The sequence below is a fragment of the Bacillus cereus group sp. MYBK216-1 genome (genome assembly GCF_051916495.1).
GTDB classification, from domain to species: Bacteria; Bacillota; Bacilli; order Bacillales; family Bacillaceae_G; genus Bacillus_A; species Bacillus_A thuringiensis_K.
The window spans coordinates 264,857-281,447 of record NZ_JBQAGT010000002.1; the positions used below are offsets into that span (position 1 = coordinate 264,857).

Genomic DNA, 16,591 nt, shown 5'->3' on the forward strand with positions numbered 1-16,591 from the left:
CGAATTCGCTGCTTTTTTATTTTGTAAAGCAATTAGCGTGAGGTGGTGTAAATGGAAGAAGAAACTATAAACGTTCCTACATGCTCTGTTTGTAATGAGCCGTGCATGTGGACATTAAAAATGCCATTAACTATTACTCATTTTGATAAAACATATCTCCGTGAAGCAAATACGGATAATGCTCATATATGCATTGAGTGTTTAGAGAAGGAAGTGCAAACAATTGGATAAGGGGGCAGGTGTTATGTAATTATGGCCAGACAACGAAGTCCAGACCGTAACAAAGCGTATGAAATATTTAAAGAACATAATGGTGATATTACGAATCGTAAAATTGCCGAATTGTTGTCTACATCCGAAAAAACTGTAAGTGAAAAAACGGTTGGCGGATGGAAATCCAAAGATGGATGGATAGACAAATTAAATGGAGTACTCCATAAAAATGAACGGAGTACTCCAAAGAAAGATACGGAGTACTCCAAAAAGAAACCAGGAGCACCCAAGGGTAATAAGAATGCTGTAAACAATCGTGGCGGAGCCAAAAAGGGTAATAAAAATGCTGTTGGTAATTCCGGTGGCGCTGCTCCACTTCGTAATGGTAATGCTGTTAGTCATGGATTGTATAGAAAGTATTTGCCGCAAGAAATATATGATTTAAAAGAAGAATTAAAAGAAGCGGTTAACAACGATTCCTTAACAATCATTTGGGACAGTATTATGCTGCAGTACACTCAAATCATTCATGCTCAACGTATTATGTTTGTTAAAGACAACGAAGACATGACCAAAGAACTGCGGAAAAACAAACTTACGGAAAGTGGCTATGAGGAAGAGTGGGAAATTCAATTTGCTTGGGATAAACAAGCTAGTTTCTTAAATGCTCAATCGAAAGCAATGTCAACGCTAGTAAATCTAATTGAAAAATACGATAGATTAGCTAATACAGAAGAACAAAAACTACGCATTGAGAAACTCAAGAAAGAGATCGCTGCTATTAAAGTTGATGGTGATACGAATCAGAATACAGAAGACTGGAAAGAGTCTCTTATGAAGATAGCAGAGCGCAGACGTAAGCAAAAGGAAGCTGAACAAAATGAGTAACACAGCTTTTAGCGAATTTATGGAGATTATCGATATTTATTGGGATGATCCTGTAGCGTTTGCTGAGGATATGCTAGGTTTTTATCCGGATGAATGGCAGAGAAAAGTTCTTATGGATTTGGCACAAAGTCCAAAGGTTTCTGTGCGTTCTGGCCAAGGTGTTGGTAAAACAGGTCTTGAGTCAGTCGTTGTTATCTGGTTCCTCTGCTGTAGGCCGAATCCAAAAGTTATTTGTACAGCTCCTACAAAGGAACAGTTATTTACTGTGCTCTGGGCTGAAATAGCGAAGTGGTTAGAAGGCAGTGCGGTTAAAAATCTACTTAAATGGACTAAAACACGAGTATATATGATTGGCAGTGAGGAACGTTGGTTTGCTACTGCTAGAACGGCAACAAAGCCGGAGAATATGCAGGGTTTCCACGAAGATTATATGCTATTTGTATGTGATGAAGCTTCTGGTATAGCAGATCCTATTATGGAAGCTATACTTGGTACTTTATCTGGCGCAGAAAATAAATTGTTTTTATGCGGAAACCCAACAAGAACAAGCGGTGTATTTTATGATTCTCATAATCGTGACAGAGATTTATATAAAATACATAAAGTCTCTAGCTTAGATAGCCCTCGAACCAGTAAAGACAATATAGAAGTATTGAAAAAGAAATATGGTGAGGGTTCAGATGTTTGGCGTGTACGTGTACTTGGTGAATTTCCTAAAGCAGAAGCAGATGCATTTATCCCGTTAGAAATTGTAGAGCAAGCAGCATCTTGTAAAGTAGAGCCGACTGGTGAAACACTTGACTTAGGTGTTGACGTTGCGCGATTTGGTGATGATGAAACTGTAATTGCTCCAAGGATAGGAAATAAAGTCTTTAAATTATTAAACCACTATAAACAAGATACTATGGAAACTGCTGGTCATGTATTGAAATTAGCTAAGGAATACATGGCAAATTACAAGCAGTTAAAAAGAGTTGATATAAAAGTCGATGATAGTGGTGTTGGTGGTGGTGTTACGGACAGATTGAAAGAAGTTACTAAATCTGAACGATTACCATTCAAAGTATATCCGGTTGTGAATAACGGGAAACCGCTTGATGATGAGCATTATGATAATGCAGGTGCAGAAGGTTGGGCCGTAGTAAGAGATTTACTTGAAGAGAATATGAAAGCATTTATACAGGGTGAAGAACCTACAATGGAGATTCCAAATGATGAAAAAATGATTTCTCAATTCTCTAGCCGTAAATACAGAATAACAAGTAGAGGTAAGATTGCATTAGAGCGAAAAGAAGAAATGAAGAAACGCGGATTGCAATCACCCGATAGAGCAGATGCTATAGTTCTAGCCTTCTATAAACCGAAAGTAGTTATGGGTGGGAAGGTTAAAAGAGTGTAGTCGAACATTTATTGTTCGGCTATTTCTTTTGCTCTCTATTAATAGAAGAAAGGAGGACACAAACGATATGAGCAATAAGAAAACCATTAAGAATGTAAAAGTATTTGGTATTAATAAAGCAGCAGATGACCCCAAAAATAGGGAAGACAACAGTAAGCAAATGACTGTAGATCCATTCGCGCAAATATATGGCGATAAAGGGTTGGTTAAACCACCTTATGATATGTCAGTGCTGTTGGAAATAAAGGAAAGTAATCCAATCCATTCTGCTTGTATTAGCGCAAAAGTCGATGATATTGCAGGTGTTGGTTTTGACTTTGCTCCTTTTGAAGAAGTGAAAGAAGCGAACCAGGAGCAATATAAAAGGTTAAAAGAATTTATGCGGAATTGTAATCCAGAAATGACGAGTTCAGAAATTCTTAGAGCTGTATGGGATGATTATGAAACTGTTGGCTGGGGGATTATCGAAGTTGTTCGGAATCAAAAAAACGAACCATCGGAACTGTACCATATTCCGGCGCATACGGTTCGTGCTCATAAGGATAAAGTCCGATTTGCTCAAATTGTAAATAACAAAGAACGATGGTTTAAAAAGTTCAATTATCCCGATGATTTCCGTCTTGCTGATGGTAGGGCGATAAATGCAGAGGATGTTGCAGAAAGCGGAACAGAAAAAGCTGGAGAAGTAATTGTTATTCGTAAATTCGGTTCTCGTTCTTCTTATTATGGGATACCTAATTATGTTAGTTCTATCGGCTCGATAGTTGGATCTCAAGCAGTAAGAGATTACAATATTAACTTCTTTACAGGAAAGACAATTCCAGATGCTCTGCTATTTCTTGAGGGCGTTGATGAAATAGATGATGGAACGGAAAATGAACTAAAAGCATTCTTCTCTGCAGAAACAAAAGGAGAACATCATAAATTGGCCGTTGTCCCCGTACCGCCAGGGGCAAAAGCTAGATTAGAAAAAGTTAGTCCAGATGTAAAAGAAGGCAGTTTTCGTTTATATAAGCAGGATAGCGCAATGGAGATATGTGTGGCTCATCGTGTGCCGCCTTATCGTATCGGCTGGGCTATGACAGGCTCATTAGGACAAACAACCGCTAAAGAAATGAACGAGATGTACAAGCGTTCTATTATTGAGCCTGGACAAGGAATATTAGAACATCGATTAAACTATCAATTGTTCCGTGTATTTGCTGAAATACTCGGTGGATTAGATTGGCATTTCAAATTAAACGAAATTGATACAGATGATCGTGAAGCTGATATGCAATATGCGGCAGATGGTTATGAGAAACGTATATTAACACGGAATGAATCTCGTAAAGTAGTAGGTTATGAACCTGTAGCAGATGGAGATACATTCTTTGAAGGTGGTCCATCCGTTTCTCAAATAGAACCAATTGCAAAAGCTGCAGATAATGAGCAAGATAACTTAATTGCTATTAATGCATTTAGGGAAAAGCATGAAGAAGTAGAGAAAGCTATGCAAAAGAAGGTAGCGGATTTTTTTCCGAGCAGGGAAAACGGCTCTTAAACCTGCTTCCCGTAATTCGTATTAATAAAGCAGAGGAAGAGATTGATCTTGTAATTGCAGAAGCAGAAGTTGATGAATTTCTGGATAGTGTTGATTGGGATGAGGAACGACAAATGTTTGTCGATGAAGTCACGGACACACTACAGGATGATGTAACAGAGTTTGTACAGAGTACTATAGCTTCTAACGGTTTAACCTGGATGGTATTAGATCCAATTGGTGACGTTGCTGCAAAATGGGTAGCTACTTACGCTTTTGAATTAGCAAAGGGAATCCATGAAACTACTAAAGATAGATTAAGAGAAGCAATGTTAAAGAATCTTAGTGAGGGAATGGGTGTCGATGCATTAAGTGTTTCTATTGCAGATGTAATGTCAGAAGCAAGTAACTACAGAGCAATGATGATTGCACGTACAGAAACAACATATGCGATGAATTACGGCAATTTAATTGCTTATAAAGGTGCAAATAGAAACAAGAAAACATGGCTTACAGGAAACGATGAGCGTGTTTGTAAAGAATGTGGTGGTTTACATGGCGAAACGGTAGATATTGATGATTTATTTAGCAACGGAAAGATGTGCCCGCCAGCTCATCCACATTGTCGCTGCACTATGATTTCAGAAGAGTAATAAAATACACCTATTTGATTGGGGTTTCATCGTCAAAACGTATGCGGCTTTAAATTGGCTATTATGCGTTTTGACAGTGGAACCCCAATATTTATAGGGAAGGAGGTAAAACGATGGGATACGAACTAAAAAACGCCAATATCAGCTATGTTTCATTAGTTACAAAGGGAGCTAATGGTCGTCAATTCGCCATTATGAAAAGCGAATCTGCTAGACAACCAAATATATCAAAACAAGTTCCAATCCTTAAAACAGAGGAAGAGAAGCAGCTTGTTACAGGTGTGGTATATGAACCAGATGTAGAAGATTCACACGGGGATAAAATGACCGCAGAAGAAATTGAAAAGGCTGCTTATACCTTTATGGAAAATTACCAGCACATCGACAAACAGCATGATGAAATCGCTGGTAAAGGGACAGTTGTTGAAAACTGGATTGCTAAAAGTGATATGACAGTAGGCGAACAGGAAGTAAAAGCAGGAACATGGCTTATGACAGTTCGCGTTGATGATGCAGATACCTGGGAAGAAATTAAAAAAGGTGAAGTTACCGGTTTTTCTATGGGTGGCTTTGGTGAACGTGTGGAAATCGCGAAGGCAGAAGATTTTACTCATGAAGATAAAGGTCTTATTCGAAAAATGCTAGATTTCGTTAAAGGTGAAACTCACAAAATCGCAAAAGGCGAAGTAAAAGACCGCTTTATTGATGAAAAACAAAAGCGTGATTTACGGGCTGTTTTTAATTTGTTTGAAGATGTGTTCTATTGGGAGATTTGGGAAAGTAATCCCGATATCGACCGTATGGCAGCTGCTCTTGACGATATGAAGGACATACTTTCTTCTATTAAAGGTGGTTATACCATTGTGAAATCAGAAAACAGTGTACAAGCAGAAAGCATTGTTTTAGAAAGTATTAAAAAAGCGGGGAAAGTATTATCCCAAAAGAATCATACAAAATTAGATGAAGCATTAGCTTTAATTACTGAAATAAAAGAAGCTGCTTCGCCACAGGAGGAAGAGGAAATGAAAGCAGAAGATATTGCAGAGATTGTTAAACAAGCAGTAGAGCCACTAGCTACTAAGTTAGATAAGATTGAAAAACAAGTGAATGGTGAGGAAGTAGAACCGACACCAGAAGAGCAAACAGAGGAAGAAAAAGCTACAGCAGTTATTCAAAAAGCACTAGAACCAATTACAAAGCGACTTGAAAATATCGAAAATGCCGCTTCTATCCGTAAAGGTTTAGATCCAGATGAAGAAGTTACACCAGGACAACAACAAATTAAAAAATCTAAATGGACAGGATTGAACCTGTAAGGGGAGGATTTATCATTATGACAATGACTAACGCACAATTATTAAAACGTTTAGATCGTATTGAAAAGGCAGCAATGACAACAAGTGGAATGAATGCAGGATTATTAAATCCAGAACAAAGTAAAGAGTTCTTCCGTATGGCATTTGATACAACGCCATTCTCACAATTACACCGTAAAGAAATGCGTAAAGCAAAACAAGGTGAATTAGATAAAATTGCAATTGGTGGCCGTATCTTACGCAAGAAAACAGAAAATAGCGATGATAATTACCGCGCAGGTGTTCAAACTTCTAAAATTGAGTACAATACAAAGGCTATTCGTTTACCTTGGGAAATTACAGAAGAATTACTCCGCGAAAATATTGAAGGTGAAGGGTATGAAGATACTGTAATGGCTCTTATGTCTACACAATTAGGTATCGATTTAGAGGATTTACATTGGAATGGTGATACAGAATCTTCCGACGGAATGTTATCTATCAATGATGGATGGTTGAAAAAAATCAAGAAATCAAAAGAGTCTCATATTGTCGATCATGCTAAATTGGTAACTGGTACAGGTGAAGCTGCTGCGGCAAATGGATTTGGGAAAGGTTCTATCTTTGCTTTATCCGGTGCAATGCCAAATAAATATAAAAACAGCAACCTACGTTGGATTATGTCTCCAAGCCGTAGAGAGAAATGGATTGAGTATTTAACAAATCGTCCTACTGGTGCTGGTGATGCTGCGTTACTTGGAGCAGGAGATCAAGTTAATAAACCAATGGGATACGGAATTGTTACGGTTCCATCTTTAGAAGACGATGTTATTATTCTTGCAGACCCTAAAAACTTTATTGCAGTTAATACACGACACTCGTGTTCGTAAAACTACAGAAGGTAAAACTGCAGTAATGGAAGATAAACGATTCTATGTAATTCACTTTGATGATGATGCTGTAATTCAAGAAATGGATGCAGTAGCAATCCTAACAAATATTCCGGATGCGTTTGGAGCTTAATATCCAGGCGTATTTTTTATGGGAATAAACCCTTTGTTATTAGGGTTTTGAATGTATACTTTTTTAATATTTTCTTGTTTTTAATGGAATACGAGATGGAACCAATAAAACCAATAATACGAATGTAAACTTTCATTGATTAGTTTACATTCGTATTTTCAATGAGAAAAAACACAGCAATGACCTAGGCTATATTGTGAATGCTCATAGTACTATATGTTGGATATCAAAAACGTGTTAAAAAGTAAACTTTTAATAATTAGTTTACATTCGTGAAAGGGGTGTTAATTATGAAAGTAGTTACGCTGCGATTAGGTGGTACTTATACCGCTTATGGACAAAAGTTTAAGAATGGCCAAGAAGAAACAATAGCAAATGATAAAGCTGATTATCTTGTAAGTACTGGACATTTTGAACTTGTAAAAGAAGTCGATAAGAAGGAGAAAGAAACATAATGGATATTACCGTGCAGGACATTAAAGACCGTGTAAATGTGCAGAAAATGCCCAATACGGTTATTCAAGAACTAATAGATTACTATGCAGTTATTACTAAGAAGTATTTAAGAGTTAAGCCGGAGAATCCAATGAAAGAAATCATCCAAACAAGTAAATTAGCTTGGCTTTCTTTTCCTGCTGAATCTATAGCAAAAGTAACTCATGTTAGTTCTAAACAAGATATGACCGATTCTATTACTGTAAATGGGCGTATTGTTTACGGTTTATCTGAAAATCAGTTATATGAATTCGAATATAAGATACAAGATTATGATGATCTGCAGGTACTTATGAAGAAATGTATTATTGATTTGGTTGTTTCTGCAGTAGTTCGTGCTAACTTACTACGAAAAGGTATGAAGACATCGGAGAGTATTGGCGATTATTCGTACCAGATTAGCCCAGAAACACTAGATGAACCAGCTACAAACAATAAGATACTCAATGGTTTAAAAGGCTTTAGAGCAAGAGTTAAGCCGGTGATGGCCACATGAACGAAATGTATTTCGATGATGGTGGAATGGATGATTTATATATTCATGAGGTAGTTGTAAAACGAAAAATGAAAAAGAAACAATCCTCTGGTAATTATGCAGAAACAGAAGAAGACATTTATGAGAATATGACTTGTCGTGTAACTACTAATTCTGCTGCTGATAATGAGAGATTTAAGCGCGATAAACAAAATTTTGATACAACCTTTAAGATATATGCACCTGCTTCTTACATAATTAAACCCAATGATCTTATTCATTTCAAAAATGAAGATGTGGGCGTTGATTATACATTTGAAGTAAAAGGAGAGCCGCGTAATCCTGCATTTATGAATCATCACATTGAAATTTATTGCGAAAAGGTATGATTCTATATGGCGAATTCAGTAGAAATTGAGTACTCAAGTAATATGGAGCAAGTAAAGACACATATTAACGCTATGTGTGTTGAAAAGGTCACAACAGCATCTATTCATTTACAAAATCAAGTTAAGAAGAACCTCACAGGCAGCCGTAGCGGTAAGCAATACAAAATACCTCATACGAGTCGTAAATATACTGCTTCTAAACCAGGTGAAGCTCCTGCCGTTCGTACCGGTGATTTATTAAATTCGATTAAGTATAATGTCAAACGATCACAATCGGAAGTGTTAGGCGCAGTAGGAAGTGATTTAAAAAAAGCAATTTGGCTTGAAACTGGTACAAGTCATATGGAAGCCCGTCCATTCCTATTAAAAGCGTTTGAAAAAGAACGTAGAGAACTTAAAAGAATGATGGGAGGGTAATAGATGTCTAACGCTATTGCAGCTATTAGAATACTTGTAGAGAACGATGAAATAATAAAAGCTAATCTATCAGAATATGGTGAAGGCGAGGATAAAGGGCCTGCCCTTTCATTCCAAACTGCACAAGATGATATGGAAATGCCTTATGTAGTTATGAGAATTGAAGCAGATAATCCGGATGATGTTGAAATTATAGATCGTATGATTCTAAATTTCGATGTGTATTGTGATAATGGGGATTATGATAAGGCAAAGTTAATTGCTACGCGTATTGAGAAGTTACTAGATAGAGAAGTTGGTTTAAAAGATGATGGGATACTTTCTATACATCGTGCAGGGAAACTGCCGGTACCGGATGAAGACCCATCTATCATTCATATAAATGCGAAATTTCTTGTCCGAACCATGCGAACGGACTTGTATTAGGGGGTAGGACAAATGAGCTGGAAATTAATTAATGGTGTCCGTGAAGGGACTACAGATAATTTTGTTATCGGTCCTGGTGTCATGTACAAAGGATTTAAAAGTGTAAAAGAATTAGGTGAGCTTGTAGGAGCGACTACAGGCGGAACTAAAGTGGGTTTTGATCGTGAGTATTATGATGCAGATATTGATGGTGTGCTAGGTAAAATGGTGCGTGGTAAGTGGTTATTAAAAGATGAACCGCATGTAGAACTTACATTAGTAGAGTTCACAAAAGAAAACCTGCAGTTAGCTTTACCTGGTATGACGGTAGATAGTACAACTGAAGAAGATTACGATATTATGAAACCTTCAAATGATATTCCAGATTCAAACTATCATGATATTGCACTCATTGGTATGATTTCGGGTAGTGAGCTACCAGTCATTTTTGTAATTCGTAATGCAATGGTAGTTTCATCTATTGAAGTAGATCTAAAAGACGGTAAAGGAACGGTTGGTTTAAAATGTAAATTTATCGGTCATTACAGTGAATCTGCACCAACTACACCACCATACGACATCTACTTACCAAAGAAAAAGAAAACAACAGTACAAAAAGCACCGGCTACCACATAAATGGTAGTCGGTTTTCTATTACATAAAACGAGCTAAATGCTAAAAGGAGAGAACGAAATGAAATCTATTTTAGAAAAAATGATGAATACCGGTACAGAAATCACGATTTTAGGGGAGAAAATATTGATGCGTCGCTTAAATGTAACGGATGTTTGGCGGTTCGCTAAGATTATTTCTAAAGTTGGCCGACATGCAATAGCTGATTTTGCAGATTTCGGTAAAGCTAAAAATGAAATGGATGAACTAACAAAAGCTGCAGAGTCTCTTCCGGAAGAAGAAAAAAACGTTCAGTTAGCTGCACTTAAAGAACAACAAAAACAAAAAGGTTTAGAGTTTGCTTTACGTGTACTAACAATGATCCCGGCTTGTGAGGATGATTTCACAGAGTTCTTTGCAAGTTTACTAAAAGCTAAGAAAGAGGAATTTTGCCAACTCCCTCCCGAAGCAATGGTTTCTGTTATTCAAGGATTACTGGAAAGTGAAGACTTAATGACTTTTTTCAACCAAGTGCAGGGGCTAGTGAAAGTTCAGAGCGAGAAATGGAACCAATCAGCAGCAGCGCCAATCCTAGCGTAAATGAAGACTCAGATGAATATTTAGAAGAAGCAGAACAAAATATGTTACGTGCTTTCGACAAGATACAAAAACGGTATGGATGGACAGATGATTATGTCTTATCAATACCGTATTCGCGTTTAATGGACCTGTTTTCTCTAATTGCACGAGAAGAGCAGCAAGAAGAACTAAATGAGTGGAAAAAGATGGCGTTCATTGGCTTTCAAACTCGTCAACTTGAAGAAGGTACTACTTTTAATGATTATCTTCAAGCTTTTGGACTAACTGACAACCAGGACGATAAAGAATCATCTTATGAAATGGGTGAAGTATGGACGAAAGAAGAGTGTGAAGCGCATGTTGAGCAGATTATGGCTCAATTCCAGGAAGACGACGATGAAGAATAAAATGGTTATCGGCCCCAGAAGGGGGTGCGTAAATGTTAGCTGAAATGTTCCAACTGTTCGGAACGATTGGTATTAAAGCAGAAGGCGCTTATAAAGATTTACAACAGTTTGAAGATCGAGTACAAAAGACTGCAAATGGAATGCATGATAAATTCCAAAAAGCAGGGGAATCAATTAGTCATGTAGGTAACAAAATGAAAGATGTTGGTACAAACATGACAACGGGCGTTTCCTTACCTTTAGCTGGTATCGGTGCTGCCGCTGTAAAAGTGGCTTCTGATTTCGATACTTCTCAAAGAAACATCCAATCTTCTTTAGGTCTTACTGAAAAAGGTGCTGAAAACCTTGGTAAAATCGCAAAAGAAACTTGGAAAGATGGATTTGGCCAAAGTATTGAAGAAGTAGATCAGTCTCTTATAAAAGTGTATCAGAATATGAAAGACGTTCCTCACGAAGAATTAGATGAAGCTACAAAAAGCGCTATGACATTGGGTAAAACATTTGATTCTGATATCAATGAAGTAACTCGTGGTGCAGGGCAGTTAATGAATCAGTTTGGTATTTCTTCAAAGGAAGCATTCGATTTATTTGCTGCTGGTGGACAAGAAGGTTTGAACTATTCAAATGAAATGTTTGATAATGTGGCCGAATATGCGCCATTGTACAAACAAGCCGGCTTCTCTGCTAACGAGATGTTTACCATTATGGCAAACGGAACTCGTGACGGCAGTTATAATCTCGATTACATTAACGATCTCGTAAAAGAGTTCGGTATTCGTGTGCAAGATGGTTCTAAAGGCGTAGCTGATGCCTTTGCAGAAATGAGTCCAGCAACTCAAAAGGTTTGGGACAATTTCAATAAAGGTAAAGGAACTTCTGCGGATGTATTTAATGCCGTTTTAGGTGATTTAGGTAAGATGGACGATAAAGTAAAAGCAAACCAACTTGGTGTTGCTGTATTCGGTAGATGATAAATTGTGCCGAAATAAAATCGCGGTATAAAGCAAAGAGGGTGCGAATCCTAATTTGAACCGAAGGATATACAAAGTATAGCCAGGGGCAGAGCATAGAAGGTGAAAAGATATAATCCTTCCACGAGACCGCGACACTTATTAGTGAAAACGTATGCCGAACTTACAGGAAATGAACTGTAAGAAGTAGAGGATAAAAAGCCTTTACGATAACACAATTGACAAAGTGGGAAGACATGGGTGCTCAAGCTGTCTTAGGTCTTAATAATGCAAATGGTGCGTTAGGCGATGTCGAGGGCACAATGGGAAAAATGCAGAAGACGCAGCAAGAAGCTTTTGGTGTTCGTTGGCAAAAGTTAATGCGTACTACAATGGCATCTTTAGAACCATTAGGACAAGCTATTTTAGATATTGCAGAAGTAGCACTTCCTCCAATTATTAAAACAGTAGAAGTTGTTGCAAAGGCATTTAGTTCTATGCCTAAGCCAATTCAAATTGGTATTGTAGCAATTTTAGGTATGGTCGCTGTATTAGGTCCATTAGTCGCCATGATGGGCTTTATGACAAGTGGAGTTGGAGCATTTGTTGGTTCATTAAGATTCCTAGTACCAATACTTACTAAAGTACCAATGCTATTTACAGGCATTCTTAAAGTCGGCCCTAAACTTATCGGTATGTTTGGTGGAATTGGGAAAGCTCTAGCGCTGTTGGGCAGATCCATGATGACCTTACTGATGAATCCCTGGACGATTGCCATACTAGCAATTGTAGGATTAGTATATCTAATTTATAAAAACTGGGATGACATCGTAAAATACACCAAGAAAGCAGTTAAATGGATTGGCGATGTCTGTTCTAAAGCTTGGGACGCAACCGTAAAAGGTGCAAAAAAGGCATGGAATGGTTTAGGTAAGTTCTTCTCCGGATTCTGGGAAGGTACGAAAAAAATATTTAGTTCTGCAATGTCATTCATAGGTAAAATATTTTCTAAAGCTTGGGATGGTTATGTAAAAATAGTTAAATGGTATTTTAACTTGTTGAAAAATATAATCGAATTCGGTTGGAATGCTATTAAATTCATCTTCAAATTTGCATTAGATGGATTGAAAAAAATTGTAGATGGCACATGGAAATTCATTAAGAATAGTGCCCAAAAGGCAGTTAACACCTGGAAGAAAATTTTCACTACTGGATGGAATGCTGTTAAAAGAATTTTCTCTATGGCTTTAGCAATAATAAAGCAGTACGTAAAAACCGAATTCGAAAAAATGAAAAATACAATATCCAGTGTTTTTAACACGATTAAGGAAATTGTAAAAAAAGCCTGGGACGCAATTAAATCAACCTTTACTACAGTATTAAAATTCTTAAAAGATTTTGTGAAATCTTCTTGGGAATCTATTAAAGATACAATTTCTAGCGTTATGAACACAATTAAAAATGTGATTCAAACAGCTTGGAATTTTATAAAGTTTACAATCATTAATGCAGTTCGTGAATTTGTTGGGTTTGTAATTACTAATTTCAACAAATTATATAACACAATAACCGATGTTGTTGGCGGTATAAAAGAATTTATTGTTAGTAATTTTAAAACTATAAAGAAAGCAATCACTGGTGCATTTACAGGGGTTGTAGATACAGTAAAAGATGTATTCAGTAAAGTTGGTTCTATAGTAAAAAATGTAGCAAAAGATGCAGTTAGCTGGGGAAAAGATATTATTGCCGGTATTGGTGAAGGTATGTCAGGAATGGCAGATTGGCTTATAAAAAAAGCTAAAGGAGTTGTTTCGGGAATACCTAAAGCCGTATTAAAGTTCTTTGGTATTCGAAGCCCATCCCGGTTAATGATGGAATACGGGGGCTATATTACAGAAGGTCTTGGTGTAGGGATGGAAAAAATGATTCCTGCAGTAGACAAAGCTTCTGAACTATTAAATAAAGCTGTCGTACCACCTAAACCAATGAAACTAGTAACCGATGTATCTAATCAAATTGGACAAATGGGCGCACGTTCTGCTGATCTAATCGGTAAAACTGCACATCCATTTGCTGGACAAACCCACGTTGAGAAGAAAACGGATAATGGCGTAACAATTCAAAATGCTACTTTTAAAGTCTCTGTTGAAAAACTACAATCTGCAGACGACTTTGTAAAAATGAGAAAGCTGCTACAAAACGTAGTTGCTGATGATCTAATGGGAATGGCGGTGCGAAATGTATGAGTATATTAAAAACATTGCATAGAAGAGGTGGTTCATACCATCTCTTAGGAAAGGCTGCAGAGTTAAAAGACACAATACGATATACCATTGATTTCTCATGGCCAGGGACATATAACTTTTCGTTTTTGTCCCAGGTTCCTATTGGTTCTGATGGCATGTTACCAGATAAGTACTTTATTGTTCGGGTAAATGGTATTGAGAGATTTAGAGCAAGAGGACCTTATGACTGGGAAGCAAGAGAAATCTTTGTAGGTGCAGGACCACAAACAATTGAATTTACAACAATCGGTTATGGTTCCTCTGACATAGCATATATACGCGACGTACATTACTATGCATTTGGGCATGTACCTAATATCGAAAAGATTGAACAAACAAAATTACCAAAATCACTAGATGGCTTAAAATTGCATAATGTCATGCATGGATACCCGCGTTCTCAAAGTGCAGGTAGCAAAGGTTGTGAAGTAGAATTCACTGTACTATTTAAAGATATCAGTTATTGGCGTGATTTCATGAGGGAAATATACCGTCCTCATATTATTACTGGTGATTACGGTACCTATGGGGGTATAATTCCGCCGAATGAAGTAGATGCAATACGAAAAGGAACGTTAGTCATAGCAAAATGTAAATTAATGTCCATGTCACAAGCAGGAGTAGGAGTTGATGGAATGTGAGAGAAGGATCTATTTCTTTAATTAGAATGTTGGGGAGCTATTTCCAAGTTGGGAATAACTCCCCTAATTTAATTGTTTATATGAAAAGAAGAGACTCTTCTTCTTACGTACAAATACAACATCGTGTAATAGGCTTAGAAGTGCAGGAGAACGCAGATCAGTTTGCTAGTACATTTACTATTACCTTTGCGAATGAATACGGTCAAATGGCTCCTGATAACTGGTATGGTAAGTTCTCTTCTATTTCAGAATGGTTTTATAACAGTGAGGTAACAAATACAAACCAGCTATATCCGCAGACTGAATTTAAAGTGTCTATTGGTTACGGTGAGGAAGCATTACCTTATATACATGGTTTTGTATCTGATGTGAAGGTAAATGCCGAAAGCGGCACGATTTCAGTTACCTGCACTACATCTTATAAGAAGGTTTTACATAAATCAGTAATCCCAACACCTGGATCAGATGAAATTGTTGCACCTACCGGTAATGTTTATGATGTTGTGAAGTTCTTCTTTGAAAAAGCAGGAGTTACATTGCACGGTAACAGAGTAAATATTCCTGGAACCAATCAGAGCTGGATTGTAGAAGGAGCAACCGGTAAGAGATTTCAAAAATGGGATGAAATTGTTCGCGATATTATAGATACCACATTCCACTATATTAAACACGAACCAGACGGAAGTTGTACATTTATGAAAATGCCAGACTATGCAATTAATGAACCTGCAAAGTTTAGTTTTAGAGAAGGGGAAAACCTTATCTCTTTAGATATGCAGCTAACTGATCAGGATATAAGTAATAGTATTGTTGTTAAATGTGGCGATTACGCAAACGGATTTCTTAATTCGTTTCTATTAAAAAATGTATCGCAGGGTGATTTACGAGAGGAAATGATAGAAGTGCCCTGGGCAACAACATTCTTTGCAAGAAGAGCGGTTGCTGCAGCTTATCATTTAAAAGCAATTCAGAAGTTCAGAACATTAACAGTAGCAGTAGTTGGTGATCCAAGGATTCAATTATTTGATGTTATTTCTGTTTACAATAGAGATTCTGGTCAACAGTGGAATTACTTTGTTAAAGGGATTAATACAATGATTTCTGCAGATGATGGATTCTATCAAACTTTAGATTTAACTGTTAACTATGGGTATGAACCTGCTCCCTATACAGATATAACCGGTATTACAGTAAATGTAGATACATTACGTTTAAAACTTTGGGATTGGGATTTAGAGGATGGCGATTTATTAAATATTTACTGTAATGATAAATTAATCGAAGAAAATTATTTCATCCGGAACAATCCAACGTATGTAGATATTCCGCTTGAATACGGCGTGAATATTATCGTATTTGAAGCAGTACGAAACCCAAAAGGGATTCTTACAGGACGTTTGCAAGTACTGGATACGCAAAATAATATCTTATTTGATTATGGTTCTCTACCAGATTTATCATTTCCTCGGGTAAATCAAGACAAAGATCACTATTATATCCAACGACCAGCAAAAACCTGGTCTGTTACGAGGGTGAACTAGGGGTGATTCTATGATAATGCAAAAAAACTTATATGATCCAATCATGTATTTGATGAAAGGATTAATCGATAGGCAAATATATACCGGTGGTAAGCCAATGCCTGGGAATGACCCGAATGACGTATTTAAAGAAGGTATGACCGAAGGATATACACTTATTCGTGACGGTGCTCGTTTATCTGCAGTTGATGGAGATAAATATCTGCACTATGACTTGGCCTTTAATGCACACGGTATGCTAGAAAAGGTTCTTGTCTCTCATAAAGTAACCGGAAAAGAGATGGAGATACAATTAATATACAATGCACAAAAACAATTAGAGCGTGTGCAGCCGAAACTTCTTAATAAAGGTAACGGTATACTTTCTGATTTACCAATTCCCGATGTGTCGTAATGATGCAC

General features: G+C 37.1%; 18 protein-coding genes and 2 pseudogenes. All 20 read left to right on the forward strand.

The genetic code is table 11. The annotated features are described in order from the left end of the window. Positions 1-51 precede the first annotated feature (51 nt). The 20 genes and pseudogenes from ACTFRH_RS06985 to ACTFRH_RS07080 all read left to right on the forward strand — a co-directional run bounded on the left by ACTFRH_RS06985 (position 52) and on the right by ACTFRH_RS07080 (position 16,583). On the forward strand, positions 52-231 hold the full coding sequence (locus ACTFRH_RS06985) for a hypothetical protein (protein ID WP_000390790.1): 180 nt from the start codon (positions 52-54) through the stop codon (positions 229-231). A 21-nt stretch (positions 232-252) separates the two neighbouring features. Further along, complete coding sequence (gene terS, locus ACTFRH_RS06990) at positions 253-1,101, forward strand: phage terminase small subunit (protein WP_422423954.1); 849 nt, start codon at positions 253-255, stop codon at positions 1,099-1,101. Continuing rightward, the gene (locus tag ACTFRH_RS06995; protein ID WP_422423956.1) at positions 1,094-2,500 is read left to right on the forward strand and encodes a DEAD/DEAH box helicase family protein; all 1,407 of its coding nucleotides are present in this window, start codon (positions 1,094-1,096) and stop codon (positions 2,498-2,500) included. The genes terS and ACTFRH_RS06995 overlap by 8 nt, the downstream gene beginning before the upstream one ends. A gap of 67 nt (positions 2,501-2,567) precedes the next feature. Beyond that, positions 2,568-4,043 carry a phage portal protein gene (locus ACTFRH_RS07000; protein WP_000066337.1) on the forward strand — a complete coding sequence of 492 codons (1,476 nt, stop codon included), beginning with the start codon at positions 2,568-2,570 and terminating at the stop codon, positions 4,041-4,043. Between the two features lie 113 nt (positions 4,044-4,156). Then, positions 4,157-4,675, forward strand: coding sequence for a phage head morphogenesis protein (locus tag ACTFRH_RS07005; RefSeq protein ID WP_000496053.1), 519 nt, complete (start codon positions 4,157-4,159; stop codon positions 4,673-4,675). Between the two features lie 113 nt (positions 4,676-4,788). Further along, positions 4,789-5,991, forward strand: a complete 1,203-nt coding sequence (locus ACTFRH_RS07010) for an XkdF-like putative serine protease domain-containing protein (protein WP_000540230.1) — start codon at positions 4,789-4,791, stop codon at positions 5,989-5,991. Positions 5,992-6,008: 17 nt separating this feature from the next. Continuing rightward, positions 6,009-6,993: pseudogene (locus ACTFRH_RS07015) on the forward strand (phage major capsid family protein). Between the two features lie 290 nt (positions 6,994-7,283). After that, positions 7,284-7,448: a YqbF domain-containing protein gene (locus ACTFRH_RS07020; RefSeq protein WP_000869884.1), complete on the forward strand. Its 165-nt coding sequence runs from the start codon at positions 7,284-7,286 to the stop codon at positions 7,446-7,448. Continuing rightward, entirely contained in the window at positions 7,448-7,984 is a 537-nt protein-coding gene (locus tag ACTFRH_RS07025) for a hypothetical protein (protein WP_000355717.1), read from the forward strand. The genes ACTFRH_RS07020 and ACTFRH_RS07025 overlap by 1 nt, the downstream gene beginning before the upstream one ends. Then, the gene (locus ACTFRH_RS07030) at positions 7,981-8,352 is read left to right on the forward strand and encodes a hypothetical protein (protein WP_001004651.1); all 372 of its coding nucleotides are present in this window, start codon (positions 7,981-7,983) and stop codon (positions 8,350-8,352) included. Before ACTFRH_RS07025 ends, ACTFRH_RS07030 begins: the two co-directional genes overlap by 4 nt. Before the next feature lie 6 nt (positions 8,353-8,358). Then, the gene (locus ACTFRH_RS07035; RefSeq protein ID WP_000024038.1) at positions 8,359-8,769 is read left to right on the forward strand and encodes an HK97-gp10 family putative phage morphogenesis protein; all 411 of its coding nucleotides are present in this window, start codon (positions 8,359-8,361) and stop codon (positions 8,767-8,769) included. 3 nt (positions 8,770-8,772) lie between these two features. Then, entirely contained in the window at positions 8,773-9,195 is a 423-nt protein-coding gene (locus ACTFRH_RS07040) for a hypothetical protein (RefSeq protein WP_000063387.1), read from the forward strand. Positions 9,196-9,207: 12 nt separating this feature from the next. After that, positions 9,208-9,810, forward strand: coding sequence for a hypothetical protein (locus tag ACTFRH_RS07045; RefSeq protein WP_000118569.1), 603 nt, complete (start codon positions 9,208-9,210; stop codon positions 9,808-9,810). A 57-nt stretch (positions 9,811-9,867) separates the two neighbouring features. Next, positions 9,868-10,386, forward strand: coding sequence for a hypothetical protein (locus ACTFRH_RS07050; protein ID WP_000836019.1), 519 nt, complete (start codon positions 9,868-9,870; stop codon positions 10,384-10,386). Further along, entirely contained in the window at positions 10,350-10,772 is a 423-nt protein-coding gene (locus tag ACTFRH_RS07055; protein ID WP_000433386.1) for a hypothetical protein, read from the forward strand. Before ACTFRH_RS07050 ends, ACTFRH_RS07055 begins: the two co-directional genes overlap by 37 nt. 32 nt (positions 10,773-10,804) lie before the next feature. Next, positions 10,805-11,737: pseudogene (locus ACTFRH_RS07060) on the forward strand (phage tail tape measure protein); the annotation flags it as partial. 224 nt (positions 11,738-11,961) lie between these two features. Beyond that, positions 11,962-13,968, forward strand: a complete 2,007-nt coding sequence (locus tag ACTFRH_RS07065) for a phage tail protein (protein WP_088338741.1) — start codon at positions 11,962-11,964, stop codon at positions 13,966-13,968. Continuing rightward, positions 13,965-14,648, forward strand: coding sequence for a hypothetical protein (locus tag ACTFRH_RS07070; protein WP_000025605.1), 684 nt, complete (start codon positions 13,965-13,967; stop codon positions 14,646-14,648). Before ACTFRH_RS07065 ends, ACTFRH_RS07070 begins: the two co-directional genes overlap by 4 nt. Then, a complete protein-coding gene (locus ACTFRH_RS07075) occupies positions 14,645-16,189 on the forward strand; it encodes a hypothetical protein (RefSeq protein WP_001206676.1) in 1,545 nt (514 codons plus the stop codon). The genes ACTFRH_RS07070 and ACTFRH_RS07075 overlap by 4 nt, the downstream gene beginning before the upstream one ends. Before the next feature lie 10 nt (positions 16,190-16,199). Continuing rightward, positions 16,200-16,583, forward strand: a complete 384-nt coding sequence (locus ACTFRH_RS07080) for a hypothetical protein (RefSeq protein WP_000605843.1) — start codon at positions 16,200-16,202, stop codon at positions 16,581-16,583. The last annotated feature ends 8 nt before the right edge of the window (positions 16,584-16,591 follow it).

Bases quoted from the DNA above. Each gene is read 5' to 3' on its own strand.
- ACTFRH_RS06995 (WP_422423956.1), top strand. From the start codon at position 1,094: ATGAGTAACACAGCTTTTAGCGAATTTATGGAGATTATCGATATTTAT.
- ACTFRH_RS07055 (WP_000433386.1), top strand. From the start codon at position 10,350: ATGGAACCAATCAGCAGCAGCGCCAATCCTAGCGTAAATGAAGACTCA.
- ACTFRH_RS07050 (WP_000836019.1), top strand. From the start codon at position 9,868: ATGAAATCTATTTTAGAAAAAATGATGAATACCGGTACAGAAATCACG.
- ACTFRH_RS07030 (WP_001004651.1), top strand. From the start codon at position 7,981: ATGAACGAAATGTATTTCGATGATGGTGGAATGGATGATTTATATATT.
- ACTFRH_RS07080 (WP_000605843.1), top strand. From the start codon at position 16,200: ATGATAATGCAAAAAAACTTATATGATCCAATCATGTATTTGATGAAA.
- ACTFRH_RS07005 (WP_000496053.1), top strand. From the start codon at position 4,157: ATGTTTGTCGATGAAGTCACGGACACACTACAGGATGATGTAACAGAG.
- ACTFRH_RS07045 (WP_000118569.1), top strand. From the start codon at position 9,208: ATGAGCTGGAAATTAATTAATGGTGTCCGTGAAGGGACTACAGATAAT.
- ACTFRH_RS06985 (WP_000390790.1), top strand. From the start codon at position 52: ATGGAAGAAGAAACTATAAACGTTCCTACATGCTCTGTTTGTAATGAG.
- terS (WP_422423954.1), top strand. From the start codon at position 253: ATGGCCAGACAACGAAGTCCAGACCGTAACAAAGCGTATGAAATATTT.
- ACTFRH_RS07020 (WP_000869884.1), top strand. From the start codon at position 7,284: ATGAAAGTAGTTACGCTGCGATTAGGTGGTACTTATACCGCTTATGGA.
- ACTFRH_RS07040 (WP_000063387.1), top strand. From the start codon at position 8,773: ATGTCTAACGCTATTGCAGCTATTAGAATACTTGTAGAGAACGATGAA.
- ACTFRH_RS07070 (WP_000025605.1), top strand. From the start codon at position 13,965: ATGAGTATATTAAAAACATTGCATAGAAGAGGTGGTTCATACCATCTC.
- ACTFRH_RS07035 (WP_000024038.1), top strand. From the start codon at position 8,359: ATGGCGAATTCAGTAGAAATTGAGTACTCAAGTAATATGGAGCAAGTA.
- ACTFRH_RS07010 (WP_000540230.1), top strand. From the start codon at position 4,789: ATGGGATACGAACTAAAAAACGCCAATATCAGCTATGTTTCATTAGTT.
- ACTFRH_RS07025 (WP_000355717.1), top strand. From the start codon at position 7,448: ATGGATATTACCGTGCAGGACATTAAAGACCGTGTAAATGTGCAGAAA.
- ACTFRH_RS07000 (WP_000066337.1), top strand. From the start codon at position 2,568: ATGAGCAATAAGAAAACCATTAAGAATGTAAAAGTATTTGGTATTAAT.